At 63.5% G+C, this 20,463-nt stretch carries 17 protein-coding genes; 4 read left to right on the forward strand and 13 right to left on the reverse strand.

Translation table 11 applies throughout. The features are described from left to right. From ACFFAR_RS04365 to ACFFAR_RS04405, 9 genes are all read right to left on the reverse strand, one after another. A partial coding sequence (locus ACFFAR_RS04365; protein ID WP_174364767.1) for a tetratricopeptide repeat protein occupies positions 1-474 on the reverse strand: 474 nt, incomplete at its 3' end. Next, positions 468-1,595 carry a cellulose synthase complex periplasmic endoglucanase BcsZ gene (gene bcsZ / locus ACFFAR_RS04370; protein WP_062172534.1) on the reverse strand — a complete coding sequence of 376 codons (1,128 nt, stop codon included), beginning with the start codon at positions 1,593-1,595 and terminating at the stop codon, positions 468-470. The genes bcsZ and ACFFAR_RS04365, both read right to left, overlap by 7 nt. A 61-nt stretch (positions 1,596-1,656) precedes the next feature. Beyond that, complete coding sequence (gene bcsB / locus ACFFAR_RS04375) at positions 1,657-4,200, reverse strand: cellulose biosynthesis cyclic di-GMP-binding regulatory protein BcsB (protein ID WP_375507556.1); 2,544 nt, start codon at positions 4,198-4,200, stop codon at positions 1,657-1,659. Positions 4,201-4,219: 19 nt separating this feature from the next. Beyond that, positions 4,220-6,430 (reverse strand): UDP-forming cellulose synthase catalytic subunit, encoded by a 2,211-nt coding sequence (bcsA, locus tag ACFFAR_RS04380; protein ID WP_062170726.1) that lies wholly within the window; start codon positions 6,428-6,430, stop codon positions 4,220-4,222. Next, positions 6,427-7,215, reverse strand: a complete 789-nt coding sequence (gene bcsQ / locus ACFFAR_RS04385; protein WP_062170727.1) for a cellulose biosynthesis protein BcsQ — start codon at positions 7,213-7,215, stop codon at positions 6,427-6,429. Before bcsQ ends, bcsA begins: the two co-directional genes overlap by 4 nt. After that, the gene (locus ACFFAR_RS04390) at positions 7,212-7,556 is read right to left on the reverse strand and encodes a hypothetical protein (RefSeq protein WP_174363881.1); all 345 of its coding nucleotides are present in this window, start codon (positions 7,554-7,556) and stop codon (positions 7,212-7,214) included. The genes bcsQ and ACFFAR_RS04390 overlap by 4 nt, the downstream gene beginning before the upstream one ends. 27 nt (positions 7,557-7,583) lie before the next feature. Then, positions 7,584-8,114 (reverse strand): cellulose biosynthesis protein BcsP, encoded by a 531-nt coding sequence (gene bcsP, locus ACFFAR_RS04395; RefSeq protein ID WP_174363882.1) that lies wholly within the window; start codon positions 8,112-8,114, stop codon positions 7,584-7,586. A gap of 163 nt (positions 8,115-8,277) precedes the next feature. Beyond that, on the reverse strand, positions 8,278-8,733 hold the full coding sequence (gene bcsD, locus ACFFAR_RS04400) for a cellulose biosynthesis protein BcsD (RefSeq protein ID WP_075359021.1): 456 nt from the start codon (positions 8,731-8,733) through the stop codon (positions 8,278-8,280). 455 nt (positions 8,734-9,188) lie between these two features. Beyond that, the gene (locus tag ACFFAR_RS04405) at positions 9,189-9,620 is read right to left on the reverse strand and encodes a YqaA family protein (RefSeq protein ID WP_062002883.1); all 432 of its coding nucleotides are present in this window, start codon (positions 9,618-9,620) and stop codon (positions 9,189-9,191) included. Between the two features lie 172 nt (positions 9,621-9,792). Here ACFFAR_RS04405 and ACFFAR_RS04410 point away from each other — a divergent pair, with 172 nt between their 5' ends. From ACFFAR_RS04410 to ACFFAR_RS04420, 3 genes are all read left to right on the forward strand, one after another. After that, positions 9,793-10,140 (forward strand): YciI family protein, encoded by a 348-nt coding sequence (locus tag ACFFAR_RS04410; RefSeq protein WP_062002884.1) that lies wholly within the window; start codon positions 9,793-9,795, stop codon positions 10,138-10,140. Positions 10,141-10,256: 116 nt separating this feature from the next. After that, positions 10,257-10,670, forward strand: coding sequence for a YciI family protein (locus tag ACFFAR_RS04415; protein WP_062003667.1), 414 nt, complete (start codon positions 10,257-10,259; stop codon positions 10,668-10,670). Positions 10,671-10,690: 20 nt separating this feature from the next. Continuing rightward, positions 10,691-12,085: a sigma-70 family RNA polymerase sigma factor gene (locus ACFFAR_RS04420; RefSeq protein ID WP_174364103.1), complete on the forward strand. Its 1,395-nt coding sequence runs from the start codon at positions 10,691-10,693 to the stop codon at positions 12,083-12,085. A gap of 40 nt (positions 12,086-12,125) precedes the next feature. Here the strand turns inward: ACFFAR_RS04420 and ACFFAR_RS04425 are convergent, their stop codons facing one another. From ACFFAR_RS04425 to ACFFAR_RS04440, 4 genes are all read right to left on the reverse strand, one after another. Next, positions 12,126-12,902, reverse strand: coding sequence for a DeoR/GlpR family DNA-binding transcription regulator (locus tag ACFFAR_RS04425; RefSeq protein ID WP_062170734.1), 777 nt, complete (start codon positions 12,900-12,902; stop codon positions 12,126-12,128). A 66-nt stretch (positions 12,903-12,968) separates the two neighbouring features. Beyond that, the gene (pdxA, locus tag ACFFAR_RS04430) at positions 12,969-13,970 is read right to left on the reverse strand and encodes a 4-hydroxythreonine-4-phosphate dehydrogenase PdxA (RefSeq protein ID WP_375507557.1); all 1,002 of its coding nucleotides are present in this window, start codon (positions 13,968-13,970) and stop codon (positions 12,969-12,971) included. Positions 13,971-14,040: 70 nt separating this feature from the next. Then, the gene (locus tag ACFFAR_RS04435; protein ID WP_174364104.1) at positions 14,041-15,330 is read right to left on the reverse strand and encodes a four-carbon acid sugar kinase family protein; all 1,290 of its coding nucleotides are present in this window, start codon (positions 15,328-15,330) and stop codon (positions 14,041-14,043) included. Beyond that, on the reverse strand, positions 15,327-16,322 hold the full coding sequence (locus ACFFAR_RS04440; RefSeq protein WP_062002888.1) for a 2-keto-3-deoxygluconate permease: 996 nt from the start codon (positions 16,320-16,322) through the stop codon (positions 15,327-15,329). The genes ACFFAR_RS04435 and ACFFAR_RS04440 overlap by 4 nt, the downstream gene beginning before the upstream one ends. Positions 16,323-16,530: 208 nt before the next feature. On the opposite strand from ACFFAR_RS04440, the gene ACFFAR_RS04445 reads away from it, so the two are divergent. After that, a partial coding sequence (locus tag ACFFAR_RS04445) for a DEAD/DEAH box helicase (RefSeq protein ID WP_375507558.1) occupies positions 16,531-20,463 on the forward strand: 3,933 nt, incomplete at its 3' end.

A 20,463-nucleotide genomic window follows, 5' to 3' on the forward strand; every position in this document is an offset into this window, starting at 1 on the left:
GCTCTGGCCGCTTTGCGCGAGACGCCGAGCGTCGTTCACCGTCTGGTCGCGCGGACTGGTTTCGCCAAGCCGGCGGCCGAGTTCATCGATATTCGGATACTGCGGCGCCGCCTGCCGCAAGCGCGAAAGATATTGCTGCGCGCCGCTGCCGTCCTTGCGATCCGCGAGGATGATGCCCATGCCGTAGAGCGCGTCAGGCTGCTTCGGGTCGATACGCAACACCTTCTGCCATGCCTGCTCTGCAAGGTCGCCACGCCGGTGCGATTGCCAGTAGCGGCCCTGGTCGATCAATACGGCGAGCGGGGCATTGGCGCTTGCATTGGTGCCCGCACCGGTGCCTGCATCGGCGGCGCTGCTCGCGGCTTGCGCGAATGCCGTCAACGGCACATTCGCGACGCATCCCGCTGCCACGCTCAGCGCAATCGCGCGCGCACGGGCGTGTGTCGTCAAGGGAAAGAGAGACCGTTTCAACATGCGCTTCTCCAACTCGGGACGAGTCGGCCGGCTTCGTCGAAGCGGTATCGGCCTTCTATGAATCCGGCGCCGAACAAACCCAGCACCCGGTCGTAATACACCGGCTCACGGTTGTTGATGACCGGCGAGCCGATGGGCGCATCGAGCACGGCCAGATGCGTGCGTGCGAGCCCGAGACCCCGGTCATCGCCGAGCGCCTTGAAGTAGGGTCCAAGCGATGCCCAGTAACTCAACGGTCCTTCACCGCTTCCCACTCCCGTTGATACCGCCACGCGTTCCGGCGGAATCCCCGTTTGCGCCACGGCCTGGCGCATGCCGCCGAGCGCCGCGAGCCAAGGCTTGCTGAGCGGATCGGCGCTCGACGCCATGCCTGCCCACAAATAAACGCGGATGGCGTCGTAGCTGCCGGTGTCGGCGTTCTGCGGATCGACCACGAACTGGCCGTTTTTATACGCCGCCCAGTCGGGCGCGAAGCCTCGCGGCGACGTCACCGACACCAGCTTGTAACCGTTCTCCGCGAGCGCGTTCCAGGGACCCTTCGGCATGGCGCTGGCAAGACCGCGCAACACCGGCAGCGGCGAATAACTCGGGTTGAGACGCGTCACATCGCCAATCTGGAAACCTTGTGGACCGGGCAGCAGCATCGGTCCAATACCATCAAGGCTCGCCACTTCATGCTTCACGATCTGCGCCGCGAGCGCTTCGCCCAGACGCGTATAGCGGGGTTCGTTCCAGAGACGGCCGGCTTGCAGCAGATCGTAGGCAATCCATACATCGGAGTCGGATGCGGAATTCGGATCGAGCACGCCGAATGAGCCGTCCGCTTTGCGGCCCCATTGCCACGATGGCAGCCGCATGGTGTTTGCATCGAACTGATTGGCCGCCAGGTTCGCGCGGGTCCAGTTCAGCAAGCGGTCGAACATGGCGCGATCGTTTGCGACCAGCGCAAAAAACATGGCATACGACTGGCCTTCGGACGTAGTCTGCTGCGCCGGCGTGGAGAAGTCGACCACGCGGCCATCAGCTTGAATGAAGCGCGACGCGAACGTCCGGTAGGCGTTCCAGTCCGCGCATTCCTTCGTCACCGGCGCAAAAGCCCCGGCGCCAGGAGTGAATCCCATGCTGAACAATGCCAGCGTCAAAACTGCTGCCTTCGATCCACGCTTGAAACCAGCCTGCATATCAATCCCTCAAACGGCGCGCTGCGACCGCGCGCAGTGCACGGTAGAACAGTGCCGCGATGATAATGGCCGCAAGCAAGCCGCTCAAGACGAGCAGGAGCGGATGCGACGACAACGCCCATCGCATGTATTCGAATGGCGACAGGCGGCCGACGTAATACGCCTGTCCGTTCGATGTCACCGTCACGTCGCGTCCGTGGATCACGGCCATGGCGCCCTGGATCTCGGGGAGGATGTCGTTGTCGAGCAAGGCCGCCGACAAGTCCGCATCCGACTGTCCCGCCGCGCTGATCAGTGCGACCGCGCTGCGCTCGCTGTGCAGCGGAGATTTGAAGCCGGTAATGAGCGCATCGCCGTTGGAACTCACGAGCGTGAGGTCCGCGCGTGCCGGCAAACGCTCCACGCCGCGTTCGCCGTGCCACCAGTCGACGACCTTGAACGCGACATCGGAGAGTTCGAAGTTGCGCGAGTCGGCATCGCCCGAGAACGGCATGTTCTTCGACCAGCGTTGCAAGAGCGGCTGGCGCCCGGGTGAACCGAGGATCAGCAGGTCTTTATCGGCGAGGTTATCGACCTGATTGGCTTGTGCGACCGTGACGCCGGACGTGGGATATCCCGTCGATGCACCCATGCGGCCCATCTCCAGCAGGAACAGGCTGTAGTCCGCCGAGCTGGGATCGTCGGGCATGATCACGGCCGTCTGCGAGAGATCCGCCATGCGCGTGAACGGGAAACCGCCGTTGGCGAACGCTGCGAGATCGGGCAGCGCCATGTAGTGCGGGAAACCCGACAAGTCGATGGTCGAATTCGGATCGATCGCGCCGACCACGTTGTCCAGGATGCGGCCCTGGCATTCGCCGGTCTTCGGATAGTCGTAATAGAAATGCAGGCGCAATTGCGAACGCGGTGTCAGCAGAAGCGGCGGCACATAGATTTGATGACGCGCGGCAGCGGTTTTGTCGGGGAGGACGCGATTGAAATAGCGGCCCAGATCGAACGTGGATGTGGCCACTGCCGGGATGCGCAGCGACTGCACGAAGCCGTCGTTCACGTTGATGTTCAGCGTGGAGCGGTCGAGCGCCGGGCGCACGGTGTATCGATAACCCAGGTCGATCGGCACGCCCTTCGTCTGCCACATGAACAAGTCGGGCGGCACGCGCAGGTTCACGCGCACGGCGTCGGCGTTATAACCATTCACCGTCAGGTCGCGTGCTTCAGCCAGTTCGCCAAAGCGCACCGGGCGATCGGTCGGCAGCCAGTTAGGAGCGTCGTAAGGCTTGCGCGGCGCGAAGTCGTTGAGCTGCGTGATCGTCACGCTCTGGCCGGAGAAAGAATTCTGTCCGATACCCAGCGCCTTGGCCGCGGTCTTCAGCTCGGCGTCGTTGCGTCCCATCACGAGCAGCAAGCGCCCGCGTGCGCCGCCTTCACGATCGCGCACGGCGATGGTCGGACCGGAGATTTCGGGGATCTGCACGCCGGCCGGATGCTGGTCGGGCGTCGCGAACACGACCGCGTTGCCGGACAGCGGCACGTTGTCGACCTGCGCCGGAAACACTGCACCGCGATAACCCGCGAGCGAGCCAAGCCATGACGCGACCGTGCCCGCCGCTTCGAGCGTCGCGGGTGTCGGTTTCTGCGCGAAGACAAAGGGCAGTTCGAGACGGCGGACATCGCGCCGGTCGAAGAAAGGCGCGGGCAATGAGGCGAGATCCGGCTTGCTTTCAAGCGTTGCATACGTCAGGTCGAGCGAGCTCGCATTGCTGACGGTCGCCCATAACGTCGAGTTCGACGGGTCCTCGCATTGCTGCGTGTAGTGCCCGATCAACTGCACGTTCAGGTGGTTGAATTCGGTGATGAAGCGCGGGTCGATGGACACGTCGCGCGCAACCAGGATGCCTGCCTGATCGCGCGGCACCGGCAAGGTTGCGGCGACTTCGCCGTTCACGAGCACCTTGAGCTGCGAGATGGCGGGCAGGAGCGACGGCGAATAGCTGTAGATCAGATGCAGCACGGCGCCGGTCACGACTTCGTCGCCGCGTACCGAGAACGGCACGCCGTTCTGGCCGTCGGTGCCGCGAAGTTGCAGCGGATCGAGCGCACCGAGATCGGCGAAGGTCAGCGTCTGGCGGCGGCCGCCGGGAACCAGCGTGCCGGGTTCGGCGGTCGTCGGCGTCTTCGATGCCAGCGTCTTGACGGCCGGCGCCGCCGATGCACCCACCGCGCCCGATGCGGCTTGCCCGAAGGCAGGAACGGCAACGGCAAGCGGCGGTTGTTCGATGGTCAGCTTGTTGTACGGCGCGGCGGGACCAGGAAGCGGCACGCCGCTTGGGGCGGTTGGCGCGATCTGCGCGCTCGCAGCCGACGCCTCTTTTGCGCTTGCGGCATTGGCGGCACCGGCAAGCGATGCCAGCGGCACGGCCAGCGCCGTTTGCAACGCCATCCAGCCGGCAAGCGAGCGCATCAGCGCACGGGCGATGGGGCGGGAGCGCAGCGGCACGGGCGCAGCCCGATCTTGTTCGCCTCGGCCGGTGTCAAGGCGGAGCATCGTGATTCCCTTACCCATGTCAGTCTTTGGTCTTGAGTTTTTTGGCGCTTGGAGTACGCGTCACTACCCACGTCCGCGCGTCGTTGAAAAGATGCTCGAACAACGCGCCGATACCGCCCACGCCCACCGTCAGCACATGGCGCAGGCCGCGCAGCGGCGCATCCGGCGTACGGCCTTCGGACCAGTTGGTCCAGGCATCGGCGCGGGCAAAAGTCGTCTTCACGAATTCGAATTCCTGCTCGCGCGTCAGCGCCGAGAAACGCAATCCCACGCGTCCAACGGCGCTGAAGCCGACCGTCGCGGGGAACGCATATTCTTCATCGCCGCGGAAAAGCGATACGGTGACCTTCTCGTGCAACGGCACTTGCAGGTCGCCCGGCAGCTTCACGCCCACGCCGCCTTCCGAGTAGTCCATGGTCTCGCAGGCAAGCGTGCGGCCGGTCGAGAACTTCAGCATCACGGGCATCTTCATTTCGACCCGATGCGTCGTGCGCACCTGCTTGCGTTCGCTCGCAGCGGCCACGCTTGCGCCGAGGATCAGCATGTTGTACGTGGTCCACGCAAGGTTCAGCAAGACCGTGTTCACTTCGCTTTTCACGTCCCAGTGAATGTAGATGTTCACGATCCCCGCGATAAACCCGAGCAGGTTCAGCACCAGCAAGATCAGGTACGGCCTCGAGATGCTGTAGTCGAAGTAATCCTTCGCGATCTGGCCGCCCTTGGCCGTCACGTTGAACTTGCCGAGCTTCGGGTTGATCATCGCGAGGAGGGTCGGCGCGGTGATGTAGGACGCGAGCACGGACTCGTACACTTCGGCCCAGAACGAATGGCGGAACTGGCGCTGCATGCGCGAGTTCGTGATGCTCGCGTGCATCATGTGCGGCAACGCGTAGATCGCGATGGTGCCCGCCGCCGCCTGGATCACGTGCGCGCCGAAGAACAGGTACGACAGCGGTGCCGTCAGGAACACGAGGCGCGGAATGCCGTAGAAGAAGTGCATCATGCCGTTGAGATAACAGAGCCGCTGGCCGAGCTTGAGACCCTTGCCAGTGAGCGGGTTATCGATACGGAAAATCTGCGTCATGCCGCGCGCCCATCGAATGCGCTGGCCGATGTGCCCCGACAGGCTTTCCGTCGCGAGCCCCGCGGCTTGCGGAATCGCGAGATACGCGGTCGTATAACCCAGCCGATGCAGCTTCAACGCCGTATGCGCATCTTCGGTCACCGTCTCCACCGCAATACCGCCGATCTCCTCGACCATCGTACGGCGCAAGAGGGCGCACGAGCCGCAGAAGAAGGTCGCGTTCCAGAGGTCGTTGCCGTCCTGCACGAGGCCGTAGAACAACTCGCCTTCGTTGGGCACCTTGCGAAACGTACCGAGATTGCGTTCGAACGGATCGGGCGAGAAAAAGTGGTGCGGCGTCTGCAGCATCGAAAGCAGCTTGTCTTTCAGGAACCAGCCGAGGCCGATCTGCAGGAACGAGCGCGTAGGGATGTGATCGCAATCGAAGATCGCGAGATATTCGCCGCTCGTGGTCTTCAGCGCTTCATTGATGTTGCCGGCCTTCGCATGCCGGTTGTGCGTGCGGATGGTCCACGTCACACCCACTTCTTCACAGAAGGCCTTGAAGTCGGGACGGCGGCCGTCGTCGAGGACATGGATCGAAATCTTGTCCTTCGGATAGTCCATTGCGAGCGCCGCGTAGATGGTCGGCTTCACCACGCCGAGCGGCTCGTTATAGGTCGGAATGAAAACGTCGACGGTCGGCCACTCGTCGCGGTTCTGCGGCAACGGCATGGGCCTTCTTTGCAGCGGCCACGCGGTCTGGAAATACCCGAGCATCAGCACGATCGCGGAATACACTTCGGCGGTGACCAGCAGCAAACCCCACGCGGCGTCGAGCGGACGTTCCCAGTAGGTCGTCTCGGTCAGGCGCCAGTACATGTAGCGCCCGGTCACGGTCACCGACAACATGATCATGACGAGCGTGGCGTACTGGCCGCGCAGGCGCCGCAGCGCCATTGCGAACCCGAAGCAGCAGCACGCGAAGATCAACTGCTGGGTCGCGACCATCGGCACCGTCCACACGAAGTACATCGTGACGACGGCGAACACGGTCAGCAGGCCGCTGAAGATCCGGCTGTTCCAGATGCCCGAATCGACCAGGCGTTCGAGACGCGACGGAATTTCGTCCGCTTCGGAAAGGCGTCGTGCGCGGGGCTTGTTCATGCGACGTTCCTCGGAGAAACCGGCATGGCATCGACTGAATTCAGGAGCCATTCGCCGCATGCGCGAAGATCGGCGGTCGCCTGGCTCAGCGGGTCGTAATGGATCAGGGTGGTGTCGCAGGCGAGCGATTCGCTTACGCCTTCATCGAGATGAATGACACCCGAGAACATCTTGCCGCCCAGCATGTTGCGCAAGACCTTCAGCACGTCCTTGGTCAGTTGGCGCGTCTGGTCCACCTGGTTCACCACGTAACCCGTGCCCGCGAAGTTCGCTCGCGGCGTGGCGTAGGCCTCGATCATGCGTTCCATCTGCGGGATGGCTGCATACGATGCAGCGTCCGCCAGCACCACGTTCAGCGCGAAGTTCGCGGCGGTCAGCGCGGTGCGTGTATAGACGGAGGAACCCGGCGGGGTATCGACGATGACGATGTCGTTGGTGTCGAGCTTGAGCGTCTCCAGCGACTGCGCGAGCCACTGCGGCTCCCGGTCGATATACGCCTCGAAGTGCCGGCGATCGTCTTCCAGGACCGCGCCGTAGGGCACGACGGTGACACCATCTACTCCATCGAACATCACGGTTTGCCACGCTTCGTTGGCGAGCGTGGCGCGCGACAGGCCGTCGATACTGTCGAGCGGAATGCCGAAGTGCAGGCGCAATGCGTTTTGCGGATCGAGGTCGAGCGCAATCACGCGGCGCCCGCGGGCGGCCAGCACCGAGGCGAGGTTGGCGGCGAGCGTGGTTTTACCTACGCCGCCTTTGGCGGATACCACGGTAATGACCTTCATGACCGTGACGCGCGCTTGGCGAGCCAGGAACCCGCGACGGTTGTTTCATTCGAAGATGCCGCCACAGCCGGTCCGCGCAGACGCTCGAACATCGACTGGAGCGAGTCGGAGCGCGGCGCGCCAGCTTGCTGAGGGGCTTGCTGCGGGGCTTGCGCGGGGCTTGCGGCTTGCGGACGGAACGCCTTTGCGAGAATCGATTGCGCGCCCGGCTCGGAGGCGGGCTGCGTCGGCTGAATGCGTGGCAGCGAGGGCTTCGTGACCGGCTGCGGACGTGGCACCTGGAACGCGCTCGCAAAACCGGGCAGCTTCTCCGGCGTGGACAGCGCCTGCGAGCGCGGCAACGTCGGCCGATGCGGTGGCTGTTGTTGTTACGGCGCCGGAGCCTGCGGCTGAAGCCGTGCGATCAGGTCCGGTGTAACCGCTGCAGTCAAGACAGGCGTTTCCTCGACATTCGATGCACCCTCGACCGCATCCACGAGCGCCGAGAAGCGTTGCGCACCGACCGGCGACCCGGGCAGCGCGATATTCGCAACAGGAGGAATGGTCTTGCGGTTCGGGCGCGAGAAAAGGCGCGGGCGTGTGTCACGCGTGAACGCCGGTTTGGTCGTCGCGTTTGCGGGCGCGCCCTGCACTGCTTCGTCATCGGCCGCTTCGCTTTCTGCCGGCGCGCCCCACGCTTTCTTGCGCGGCTCTGCGGAGCGGTTGTGCACCGGAGAAAGCAGCGAATCCCGATTCTGCGAGACATTGGGAATCGAAGGCTGCGACAGGTCGAGCGTCGCGAGCAGCGGCCAGCGCGTGCGCGCGTGACTTGCCTCGTTTTCCCGGCCGATCTCCTGATAGTCGCTGGCATCGCCGCCAAACTGATCGAAGAGCTTTTCAATATCGCGCGAAGGGTTCATGTGCTGCATCCTCGTACTCTCGGTTTTACTTTGGGCGTAACCCTTGCGATCACTGGCCAGTGACCTGTGCGCTCATGGCGCTTTATCTGGGTTGATGCCTGATCGACTGTTTATTCGTGGTCGTGCTGTGTTGCTTCAATGCCGCGCTGAATGACTTGACGCCTTAGTTTGTATATCGGCCGAGCCGGAACTCGACTGCAGCGGTTTCGTCGAATTCTCCTGCCTGCACCACGGCGAGCCCGTCAGCGCCGAGCGCACTCAGCCATTCCTGATAGGCGCCTTCGAGAAACGCCGGCGTCCACGGCAATGCGTTCGCGCCGAATGCGAGCAGTGGCGGGCAGCAATGCACGATGCGCAGATACTCCGGCTCGTCCGTCACTTCCACAAAACCCCAGTCGACGTCGTTCCAGACCGCATTCAAGGCAGCGCCCAGTTCGGGCGTATTGCTGCACGCGGGAAGCGGATGCGCGGCTGCGAAGCGGCGACCGACGCGTTGCATCAACTGACGGAGTTCATCGCGGCCGATCTGCGTGTCGAACTCTTCGGCAAGCGCGACGAGAACGCCACGCCATTGCGAAGAAATTTGCCGGTCCAGCAGATAGTCCAGAGTCATAGCCATGGTGTCGGAAGAAAGCAGCCAGGTGGTCAGTAGAAATGTGATGTTCTTGAGAGCCGCGGCGAATCAGTATTAATTACACGTTACCGCGGGGTATTGAGCAATGAATCCAGTACGCCTTACCCGTTAAGCGGGGAGTCTACTTCAAGGTGATTTGTTTTTGCCACTTAACGCACCTTAGCAAAAACTTTTGTGGTTTAAGCCGCAAATAGAAGGCAAAAAGACCGTTTTGTTCAGCTTATGTAGGAAGCGTCAGGTGGCGCAAACGTTAAAGCGCCAGTTTCTTTCGTCAGTTTAATCGCGCTTCAATGCGCAATTGATGTATTACGTTTGAACGGACGATTCGGATGTCAGCGTTTACCAGCGGCGATGATTCATCAGTCAGAAAATACCTGCCACTTCGGTCCGGCCCCATTGCGTTTGTTCTGACCTTGATTTTCTGGACAGCCGCGGTGCCGTCACATCGCGATCAATGCGGCAATCACCACGTAGCGCGCTGTCTTGGCAATCGTCACGATCACGAGAAACGACCACAACGGCTCGCGCAGAACGCCGGCGATCATCGTGAGCGGGTCGCCTATCACCGGCGTCCAGCTAAGGAGCAAGGTCCATCGGCCGAAGCGCTTGTACCAGTTCTCGGCGCGATCGAGTGCGCGTCCCTTGATCGGGAACCAGCGTTTGTCGCGCAGCTTTTCAATTGAGCGTCCAAGCGCCCAGTTGATCGTCGATCCCGCCACGTTTCCCACGCTCGCGACCGCGACGAGCATCCAGACTGGTTGCTTATGGGCAATCAATAATCCGGCGAGCAGTGCTTCGGATTGAAGGGGAAAGAGCGTCGCCGCGATCAGGGCGACCGCAAAGAGGCCGGCGTAGACGGATAAATCGACCATAAATTAATAGAGAGCGGCCCACGCGGCGGTTGGAAGGCCGACAGCTTAACGGGTTTCGCATTACTGCGAAGGGTGCTTGGCCAAGTAAATGAACGGATTGAAAGCTCGCGGGACACTTGTTACCTTGAGCCTGTGTCGCAAACCCGGGCACACACATCATTCAGGAGACGTCATGCCTTACATGCTGCTCATTGCCGAACCCGTTGGTCAGCGCGCTGAACGCACGGAAGCCGAAGGGCGGTTGCTTTACGACCGCATGGTCGAATTCGGCGCGGGGCTGAAAGAGCGTGGACTGCTGGTTGCGAGTGAATCCCTGGCATCGGACGGATTGCGGGTCAAGAAGCGCGACGGCAAGGCGAGCCTGACCGACGGGCCTTTCGCCGAAGCCAAGGAGATGATCGGCGGCTTTTTCATGCTCACGTGTGAGACGCAGGAAGAGGCGATCGAGATTGCATCGGCGTGTCCGGCCGCGGAGTGGTGCGAGGTCGAAGTCCGCAAGATCGCGCCGTGCTGGGTGTGAGCGTTTGCTCAGGATCGTCGAAAGTCATTAAAACGATGTCGATTCGGTGAATCGTGAATCGTCGTGGGGATGAGAGCGCAGCGCGCGTTCTTGCTTCCAACCTCGAGGAGACGGCGATGCGATTCATCATCATGGTCAAGGCCAACGAAAATACCGAAGCAGGCGTTCTTCCGGACGAAGCGCTGTTAAGCGCAATGGGCGCGTATCACGAGGAACTCTCGAAAGCCGGCGTGTTGCTCGATGCAAGCGGTTTCCATCCGAGCGCCACGGGCTGGCGAGTGCGTTACGAGAACGGCCGGCGCACGGTCACAGATGGACCTTTTGCCGCGACGAAAGAGTTGATTGCCGGATACACGCTGATCCAGGTCCGTTCGCGTGAGGAAGCCGTGGAATGGGTGCGCCGTTTTCCCGCGCCGATGGGCGAGCACGAAAGCGGCGAGATAGAAGTGCGGCGACTGTACGAACTCGATGAGCTGGGCTCGGGCGAGGCCTTCGATCGCTTTCGTGAGCTCCTGCCCGCGCGGCGTTAGATGCCGATGCTCGACTGAGAATGACGAGGACTTTGAATGCACAAGCGATTCCACGAGCCCATGCAGATGGTCGCCAGAGCAACAGCGGCGGCCGCATCGTGAGCGAAACGCCGGGCGAGCAGGATCAGGCCACGCATCGCGCGATAGAAGCCGTATGGCGGCTGGAATCGGCGAAGGTCATCGCGGTGGTCACGCGGCTGGTGCGTGACGTATCGCTTGCCGAGGAGTTCGCGCAGGACGCGCTGGTTGCGGCGCTCGAACATTGGCGGGTGGATGGCGTGCCTGACAATCCGGGCGCGTGGCTCGTGACAACGGCGAAGCATCGCGCGCTCGACCGCTTGCGCCAGGATGCATTGCACGCCCGCAAACACGAGGAACTGGGGCTCGACATGGATGCGCGCGAAGAGCATGTCACGCCGGATTTTGTCGATGCCCTCGGCGCCGCGCGCGAAGACGACATAGGCGACGACCTGCTGCGGCTCGTGTTCACCGCGTGTCATCCGGTATTGTCGCTCGATGCGCGGGTTGCGCTGACCTTGCGCCTGCTCGGCGGCCTCACCACCGATGAAATCGCGCGCGCTTTCCTGCAGCCCGAGCCGACCATCGCGCAGCGGATCGTGCGGGCGAAGCGAACGTTATCGGCGGCGCGCGTGCCGTTCGAAGTACCGACGGCCGATAGACGCGCGGCGCGGCTCGCGTCGGTGCTCGAAGTGATCTACCTGATCTTCAACGAAGGCTATTCGGCCACGGCCGGCGACGACTGGATGCGGCCATCCTTGTGCGATGACGCCTTGCGCCTGGGGCGCATTCTGGCCGGCCTCGCGCCCGATGAAAGCGAGGTCCACGGACTGGTTGCGCTGATGGAGATCCAGGCATCGCGGATTCACGCGCGCACCGACCCGAACGGCCGCGCGATCTTGCTGATGGATCAGGATCGCAGCCGCTGGGACCCGTTGCTGATCCGGCGCGGGTTGGCTGCGCTGGCGCGCGCCGAGGCATTGAACGCGCGGCGTGGACCATACGCGCTGCAGGGCGCACTGGCGGCGTGTCATGCGCGGGCGCGGCGCGCGGAGGAGACGGACTGGGAACACATCGTGGCTTTGTACGATGCGTTGTCCGTGGTGGCGCCTTCGCCTGTGGTTGAGCTGAACCGCGCAGTGGCAGTGGGGATGGCGTTCGGCGCGGCGGCGGGTCTGGCGATCGTCGACGGGCTGGCTGAAGATGCAGTGCTTGCGAATTACCACTTGTTGCCGAGCGTCAGGGGCGATCTGCTGGCGAGGCTCGGCCGGCATGAAGAAGCGCGCAAGGCGTTCGAGCGTGCCGCGTCGATGACGAGGAACGCGAGGGAGAGAGAATTGTTGCTGGAGCGTGCGGCGGATGCAGACAAGTCGGCCAGGGGCTCGACCAGCGCTTAATGGTCCATTAAGCGTCCATTAGGCGTCCATTAGGCGTCCATTAGGCGTCCATCGCGACGACCTGGACCCCGACCCCCTTCAATGCCTTGAACGGCGCAAGCCGTTCAGCCCCGGCCAGATCGGTGGTGATCAAGGTCCAGTCCCGTTCAAGCGGCGTCCAGTGCTGTTGCCTTGCGCGGCCGAGTTTGTCGGCATCGGCGAGAACGATCACCTTCGCCGCGCGGCGAATGATGCAATCTTTCAGATAAGCCTGCTCCGCCGTCGCCTCGCACAACCCGAAATCCGCGGCTACGCCATCCGCACCGAGGAACGCCACGTCCACGCTCAAACGGCTCAGCACAAGTTCAGCCAGCGGCCCGAGCGTACTCATGCTCGAAGCCCTCAAATCACCGCCTATCAGCGTGATCCTCACGCCGGGCGCATTGGCCAGCGTCATCACCGCAAGCAGGTTGTTCGTCACCACATGCAAATCGTGATGCGCACTCAACTGCCGGGCGAGCGCGGCGCAGGTCGTGCCGCCATCGAGCAGAACGGTGTCGCCGTCCTGGACGTGCAGCGCAGCGGCTTGCGCGATCGCTTCTTTCTGCTCGCGCTGCGCCGACTTGCGCTCTTCCAGCGACGCCTCCGGCTCATGCGCTCCGACCAGCGCCGTCGCGCCGCCATAGGTGCGCACCAGCCGGCGCTCCTTCGCGAGCATGGTCAGATCGCGCCGCACGGTCGCTTCCGACACCCCCAGCGCCTCGCTCAACTGCTCGACATTGGCGTCGCGCGTAAGGACGAGATCGAGGATGGCGCGGTGGCGGTCGGCGGCTTTCATGGCAATGGGCTCAAGCGAAGAACAAGGCCGCCGATGTTACACGACCGGACACCGCCGCCATCACGATCAGCCGCGCCGCGTCGCGAGTTCCGCGCCCTGGCGCAGGGCTTCGAGCAGGCTGCGTTCGTCGGCGATCCCTTTGCCTGCGATGTCGAACGCCGTGCCGTGATCCACTGACGTCCGGATCACTTCCAAACCGACCGTCACGTTCACGCCCGCTTCGAGCCCGAGCACCTTCACCGGACCATGTCCCTGGTCGTGGTACATCGCGACCACGAGGTCAAAGTCGCCGCGGCCGGCGCGGAAAAAGAGCGTATCGGCGGGGAGGGGACCGGTGACATCGAGTCCCTGTTCCTGCAGCCCTTTTACAGCCGGGATGATCTTTTCCTCTTCCTCGCCATAGCCGAACAAGCCGTTCTCGCCGGCATGCGGATTGATGCCGCAAACGCCAATGCGCGGCTTCGCGATTCCTGCCTTGATGAGCGTGGCGTTGCCGCGTTCGATCGTGCGCTGCACAAGACCGGGTTCGATCTTCTTGATCGCATCGATGATGCCGATATGCGTCGTCACATGGATCACGCGCAATTGCGGCGCGACGAGCATCATCGATACTTCCTTGACGCCCGTGAGATGCGCGAGCATTTCGGTGTGGCCGGGATACTTGTGGCCACCGGCGTGAAGCGCTTCCTTGTTGAGCGGCGCGGTGCAGATGGCGTCGATCTGCTTCGATTCCGCCAACTCGACTGCACGCGCAATGTACTGGTAGGCCGCGTCGCCTGCAACGGACGACAGCTTGCCGAAGGGCAGGTCATCGGGGATCAGGTCGAGGTCGATACAGTCGATCGTGCCCGGCTCGTACTTCGCCTCGGTCGCGTCCTTGATGCGGCGGATCTTCGCGGTGCCGTTGACGATCTCGTTGGCTTGTTCGAGGCGGCGCGCGTCGCCGATCACGAGCGGACGGCATTGCTCGTAGACCACTTTGTGCGTGAGGCTCTTGACGACGATCTCGGGGCCGACGCCGCTTGCATCGCCCATCGTGATGCCGATTACGGGAAGATAGTTGCTCATGATCTTGGTGTTACTCCGTGTATGTGGGGCGCTTTCGTTACGCTTTAATTGAAATCGCGCTCGCCTGGATTCAATGCGTGTTAGTTGTTGGTAAAGGCAGCCGCTGCAGGTGTTCCCACGCGCCGAACAGCGCATGTTCGCTGCCGAATGCGCCGGCCTTCGTGACAATCGCGGGGCGCGATGCCAGTGGCGCAGAAGGCCGTGCAACCGCAACGCCGGCTTCGACTTCGGCCAGCAAATCGAGACTGCCGATGCCCGTGGCGCTCAGCATCGCGCGGGCGGTCTCGCCGCCGGTCGCAATCAACCCGCCGATGTGCTCGAAGTGCGGTGCGACCAGCGCGGCCAATGCATTCGACAGATGCGCGCCTTCGGCGGGATCGAAGGCATCGTCGCGGCCGATACGAACCAGCAGATCGATTCGCTTCACGAGAAAATCGGCGATCTTCGATTGCCATTCGCGCCACTCGCTGTGCTCGTTTTCCGCACCCGCGCCCTGGCGCAATACGGCTGGCGGCACGATCAGTTCGGCAATGCCCGCACGCTCCCGGAGCATCGCACACTGGCGCTCGGAGACGGACGACAAGCTGCCGACCAGCACGAGGATCGGGCCATGCTGTTTCTCGTGGATGAGCGGCTCGCTCGGCGGGTTGCTGAAGAGATCGGGAAGCGTCGCCAGTTCGCGCGCGAGTCCGCCTGATCCCACCCAGAAGAGTTCGTGGTCGAGTTGCGAGGTGATTTCGGCGAGGCGCTTGAGGTCGTCGCCGGTATGGGCATCGACGATCAGTGCCTCGATGCGTTCCTTCGTCGTCGCGCGGACGCGGTTGCGCAGAACCTCGGCGTCGCCGCGCAGGGTGTCCACATCGATCGAAGCGCAGCGCAGACCCGCGTCTTCCAGCATGGCCTGCACGTTGGCCGGCCGGTCGGCGTTTTCCAGCTTCCATGTATCCGTGCTTTCGAGCGGCTCGCCATGCACCAGCACGCGCGCGCCGTGCGTGGTCCGGCCGGTTGCCGGAAACGCGGGCGCGACGATCGCGAGACCCGCACGCGGTTGCAGCGCCGCGACCTCGGCGGCCCAGTTGCCGCGCAAGGTCGAATCGATCTTCTTGTACAAGCGGCGGCCAGGCGCGGCGAGCGTACTGAATGCATCGGCGGTCCGGCGCGCGGCAGCGTTCGATGCGAGGCGGCGGGTGTCGGTATCGGCGGCGATCACATCGATGGAATCTGCATCGGTGCCTGCCTTCAACGCGCTCGATGCATCCAGCGTCACGATCGTGCGCCGTCCCGCGCCGGCGAACGCAATCGCGCAATCGGCCGCGCCCGACAGATCGTCTGCGATGATGAGGATGCTGCGGGTGTTCATCGCGTGGCCTCTTTGTTCAGGACGCGGCGTGCTTCGGCACGCGCGCTCGCGCGTTTGGCAACAGCGGCGGTCAGGATGGGCGACACGATCGCGGTCACTACCACGCATGCCGCAACCAGCAATGTGGCGCTTTTTGCGGCCTCGTTATAGACCGGATTGGCCGCCGCGATCAAGGCGGGAACGGCCGCCGCATTACCTGCGGTATTCGCGGCTGCGACGCCCGCCACGCCCGTGCCGCCGGTCATGCGATCGGTGAAATACAGCGGAATGCCGGTCACGACTACGACTGCCAGACCCAGTCCGATGCCGAGCAATCCAGCTTGCCAGACCTTGTGCAGATCGAGACTCGCGCCCAGCGCCAGTGCGAAAAACGGGATCATCACCGGCACGGCACGCGCGAGGAAGTCGCGCATTTCGCGGTCCAGGTTGCCCAGCAGCATGCCGACGACGAGCGGGAGGATGCTGCCTACGAGTGTCGGCCACGGAAACGCCGACAACCCTGCCACGCCGAGCGTGACCATGGTCAGGAACGGTCCCGATTCCAGCGACATGATCGTGTACGCGCCCACGTCCTCCGATCGGCCGTACTGGCCCATCAGCGCCATATAGAGGCCGCCGTTGGTATCGTTCATCGCGGCGACGACGGCCAGCGTCGAAATGCCGGCGAAGATGCCCGATGACACCGGTTGCTCGCCCAGGAAGTGCCCCAGCACAATACCCACCACGATCGCCGAGCCGATCTTCGCCGCGAACAGCGCGCCGCCTTTCTTGATGAGATACGGCGTGGCCTTGACATCGATGCTCGCGCCCATGCACACATAGAACACGGCCAGAATGGGCAACGCGCCGGTGAACAGCGCGCTGGTGAAGGAGCCGAAGAACTTCGGCATGCCGGGCAGGAAGGTCGCGATCAGCGAACCGATCAGCAACGGCACGATCATCATGCCGCCGGGAACACGCTCGATTGAACGCTTGATTGGGAACTGGGCCATGCGGGTCTCCGGTGTAATGCCTGCTGAGAGGTGATCTCGAGTCGAGTGCTCGAATCGATCATATGTTTGATTGGAATGATCAAAATGAAGTGTAGTCTCGATTGATGAAATGCGCAAATCGATCGTATATTTGATTGAATCGATCATTTCGGCGGACGGAGGCACAGCGAGCCGGACGCGTTTTGCGCGCCGCTAATACACTAGTGATATGACCGCAGCCAGGAAAATGACTCCAAAACCGCTCGCCGGCTTTCATCCCGCCGTTGCGAACTGGTTCAACCGGCATTTCCCCGCGCCCACCGAGGCGCAGGCCCGCGCGTGGCCGCTGCTGAAAGCCGGGCGCTCGACGCTTGTCGCTGCACCTACCGGTTCGGGCAAGACATTGACGGCGTTCCTTGCGGCGATCGATCAGCTCGTGCATGAAAGCGTGAAGGAACCGTTGTCCGACGAGACCTCCGTGGTCTACGTCTCGCCGCTGAAGGCGCTTTCCAACGATATCCGCGTGAATCTCGAAGACCCGCTCGCCGGGATCTCGGCGGAACTGGAACGGCTCGGCCTGCCGCCGGTTGAAATTCGCGCGGCCGTGCGCACCGGCGACACCACGCAAAAGGAACGCAACGCTGTCAGGAAGCGGCCGCCGCATATTCTCGTCACCACGCCGGAATCTCTTTACGTGCTACTGGGTTCGGATTCCGGACGCTCGATGTTGTCGACGGTCCGCACGGTGATCATCGATGAAATCCATGCGGTCGCCGGGAACAAGCGCGGCGCGCATCTTTCGCTGAGCCTCGAGCGGCTCGATGCACTGTGCATGGAGCGGCGGCAGGAGACGCCGGTGCGGGTCGGGTTATCGGCGACACAAAAGCCGATCGAACTCGTCGCGAAGTTCCTGACGGGCAACCGGCCGTGTTCCATTGTCGATGTCGGCCACGTCCGCAAACGCGATCTCGCGCTCGAACTGCCGCCCGTGCCGCTCGACGCCATCATGTCGAATGACGTGCGCGAGCGTGTCTACGACCGGCTCGCCGAACTCGTCGGCATGCACAGCACCACGCTCGTGTTCGTGAATACGCGCCGCATGGCCGAGCGCGTCGCGCGCCATCTCACCGAGCGCCTCGGCAAGACCGCGGTCGCCGCGCATCACGGCAGTCTTGCGAAGGAGCAGCGGCTCGATGCCGAGCAGCGCCTGAAGCGCGGCGAGTTGCAGGTGCTGATCGCGACGGCATCGCTGGAACTGGGTATCGATATTGGCGATGTGGAGCTGGTTTGCCAGCTCGGCTCGCCGGGGTCGATCGGCGGCTTTTTGCAGCGCGTCGGGCGTTCGGGGCATCAGGTCGGCGGCACGCCAAAAGGACGGCTCTTCCCCGAGTCGCGCGACGACCTGATCGAATGCGCGGCGTTGCTCGATTGCGTCGCCCGTGGCGAACTCGATGCGTTGCATATCCCGAACGCGCCGCTCGATGTCCTCGCACAGCAGATCGCCGCCGAAGTCGCGAGCCGCGAATGGCATGAGGACGCGTTGTTCGCGCTCGTGCGCCGCGCAATGCCGTACGCCTCGCTCGAACGTGCGCAATACGATGCGGTATTGCGGATGCTCGCCGAAGGCTACACGGGACGAACCGGCGTGCGCGGAGCTTATGTGCATCGCGATGCGGTGACGCATACGGTGCGCGGCCGGCGCGGTGGGCGCCTGACCGCTGTCACGTCCGGCGGCGCGATTCCCGACAACGCGGACTTCGCGGTCCTGCTTGAACCGCAAGGCTTGCAGATCGGCACGGTCAACGAAGATTTCGCGGTCGAAAGTCTTGCCGGCGATGTGTTCCAGCTCGGCAACGCGTCGTACAAGATCCTGCGTGTGGAAGGCGGCCGGGTCCGCGTGGAAGACGCACATGGTCAGCCGCCGAACATTCCGTTCTGGCTTGGCGAAGCGCCCGGACGCAGCGATGAGCTCTCCGCTGCGATAGCGCGCTTGCATCAGCAAGTGGATACGTGGCTCGGCTCATCTACGGTTGAGGAAACGATCGCGAAGCTCGATGAAACCACGGGCATTGGAGAGGCAGCGGCACGGCAGATCGTCGAATATCTGGCTCGGTCGCGTGCGGCGCTATCCGTCTTGCCGACACAGGATACGCTCGTGATGGAGCGTTTCTTCGATGCCTCCGGCGGCACGCAGCTCGTCATTCACACGCCGTTCGGCAGCCGCGTCAACCGTGCGTGGGGACTCGCGCTGCGAAAGCGTTTTTGCCGCACATTCAACTTCGAGTTGCAGGCGGCGGCCACTGAAGACGCGATCGTCTTGTCGCTGACGGGCGGCCACAGTTTCCCACTCGATGAAGTCTGGCGTTATCTGCGTCCGGCCACGGCGGAACATGTGCTGATCCAGGCGCTGCTCGACGCGCCGCTTTTCGGCGTGCGCTGGCGCTGGAACGCGACCAACGCGCTGGCGTTGCCGCGTTATGCCGGAGGGAGACGCGTTGCGCCGCAACTGCAGCGGATGAAAAGCGAGGACCTGCTCGCGGCCGTGTTTCCGGATCAGGCGGCGTGCATCGAAAACGTGGTGGGCGAGCGCGAGGTGCCGCATCACCCGCTGGTGGACCAGACCATCGACGACTGCCTGCACGACGCCATGGATTGCAACGCGTGGCTGGCGTTGCTGCGGCGTATCGAAAGTGGCGATATCAGGCTTGTCACGCGCGATCTGCCCGCGCCGTCGCCGCTGGCGGCTGAGGTTTTGTCGGCGCGTCCGTACGCCTTTCTCGACGATGCCCCGATCGAGGAACGCCGCACGCAAGCCGTACTGGCCCGCCGCTGGACCGATCCCGATTCCGCCGATGATCTCGGCGCGCTCGATGCCGACGCCATCGCGGGCGTGCGCGAGGAAGCGTGGCCGTCGGTGCGTAGCGCCGATGAAATGCATGAAGCGCTCTCCACGCTTGCGTGCATCACGGACGCCGAGGCTGAAGCCAACGATGGCTGGCCTGCATGGCTGACCGCGTTGGCGCAGTCGGGCCGTGCGACGTGTCTCCAGGTGGCATCGAAGGAGGGGTTGTGGGTGCCGGTCGAACGTCTCACGTGCGTGCGCGCGATCCATCCGGTCGCACCGATGCAACCGCCTTTGAAGCCGCCGCAGGGCTTCGACGACGCCTGGACAGAAGACGATGCGCTCGTTGAAATCATACGCGCGCGGCTGAGCGGTTTTGGTCCGCTGCCCGTCGCGGTAATCGCACGCGCGCTCGTGGTCCCGGCGTCGCCGGTGGCGCTCGCGCTGACGCGTCTCGAAGCCGAGGGATATGTCATGCGCGGCCGCTTCACGCCGGGCGCCATGGAAGAAGAATGGTGCGAGCGTCATCTGCTCGCTCGTATCCACCGATACACCGTGCGCCGCCTGCGTCGCGAGATCGAACCGGTCGAGTTGCAGGATTTCATGCGCTTCCAGTTCGACTGGCAGCATTTGAGCGCGGATTCCAAAGCCGATCCGCATGCCGACGGCCATGACGCGCTGATGTCGGTCATCGAGCAGCTCGAGGGTTATGAAGCCCCGGCGGTGGCATGGGAGGACGAGATCCTGCCCGCGCGTCTCGGCGAATATTCGATGTCCTGGCTCGACGACCTCTGCCGCGCCGGCAAGGGGGTCTGGAGCCGTCCGGGCATACGCTCGCGCAGCTCGGGCGGACCGGTGCGCACCACGCCCATCGTCCTGCTGCCGCGCCGCAACTTGCCGGCGTGGAATGCGCTGATGCAGCCGGCCCAGTCGCCCGAACCGTCATCGCGTGCGCAAATGATCTTCGACGCGCTCACACAACACGGCGCCATGTTCTTCGACGAGCTGCGCTCCGATGTCCGCCTGCTCGACACCGAACTCGAGACGGCGCTGGGCGAACTGGTATCGATGGGACTGGTCAACGCCGATAGTTTCGCCGGCTTGCGCGCATTGCTCGCGCCGGCCTCGCGGCGCAACGCATTCTCCAGCCGCCGGCCAAGGCGGGGAGGGCGTTTCATAGGCGGGATGGATGACGCGGGACGCTGGGCGTTGCTGCGCCGCCCGCAAAGCGACGGCGCACCGGGAGATGCACTGGAACACGTCGCCATGACCCTGCTGCGCCGATACGGCGTCGTCTTCTGGCGTCTGCTCGACCGTGAG

The sequence above is a fragment of the uncultured Caballeronia sp. genome, assembly GCF_964243625.1.
Classification (GTDB): domain Bacteria; phylum Pseudomonadota; class Gammaproteobacteria; order Burkholderiales; family Burkholderiaceae; genus Caballeronia.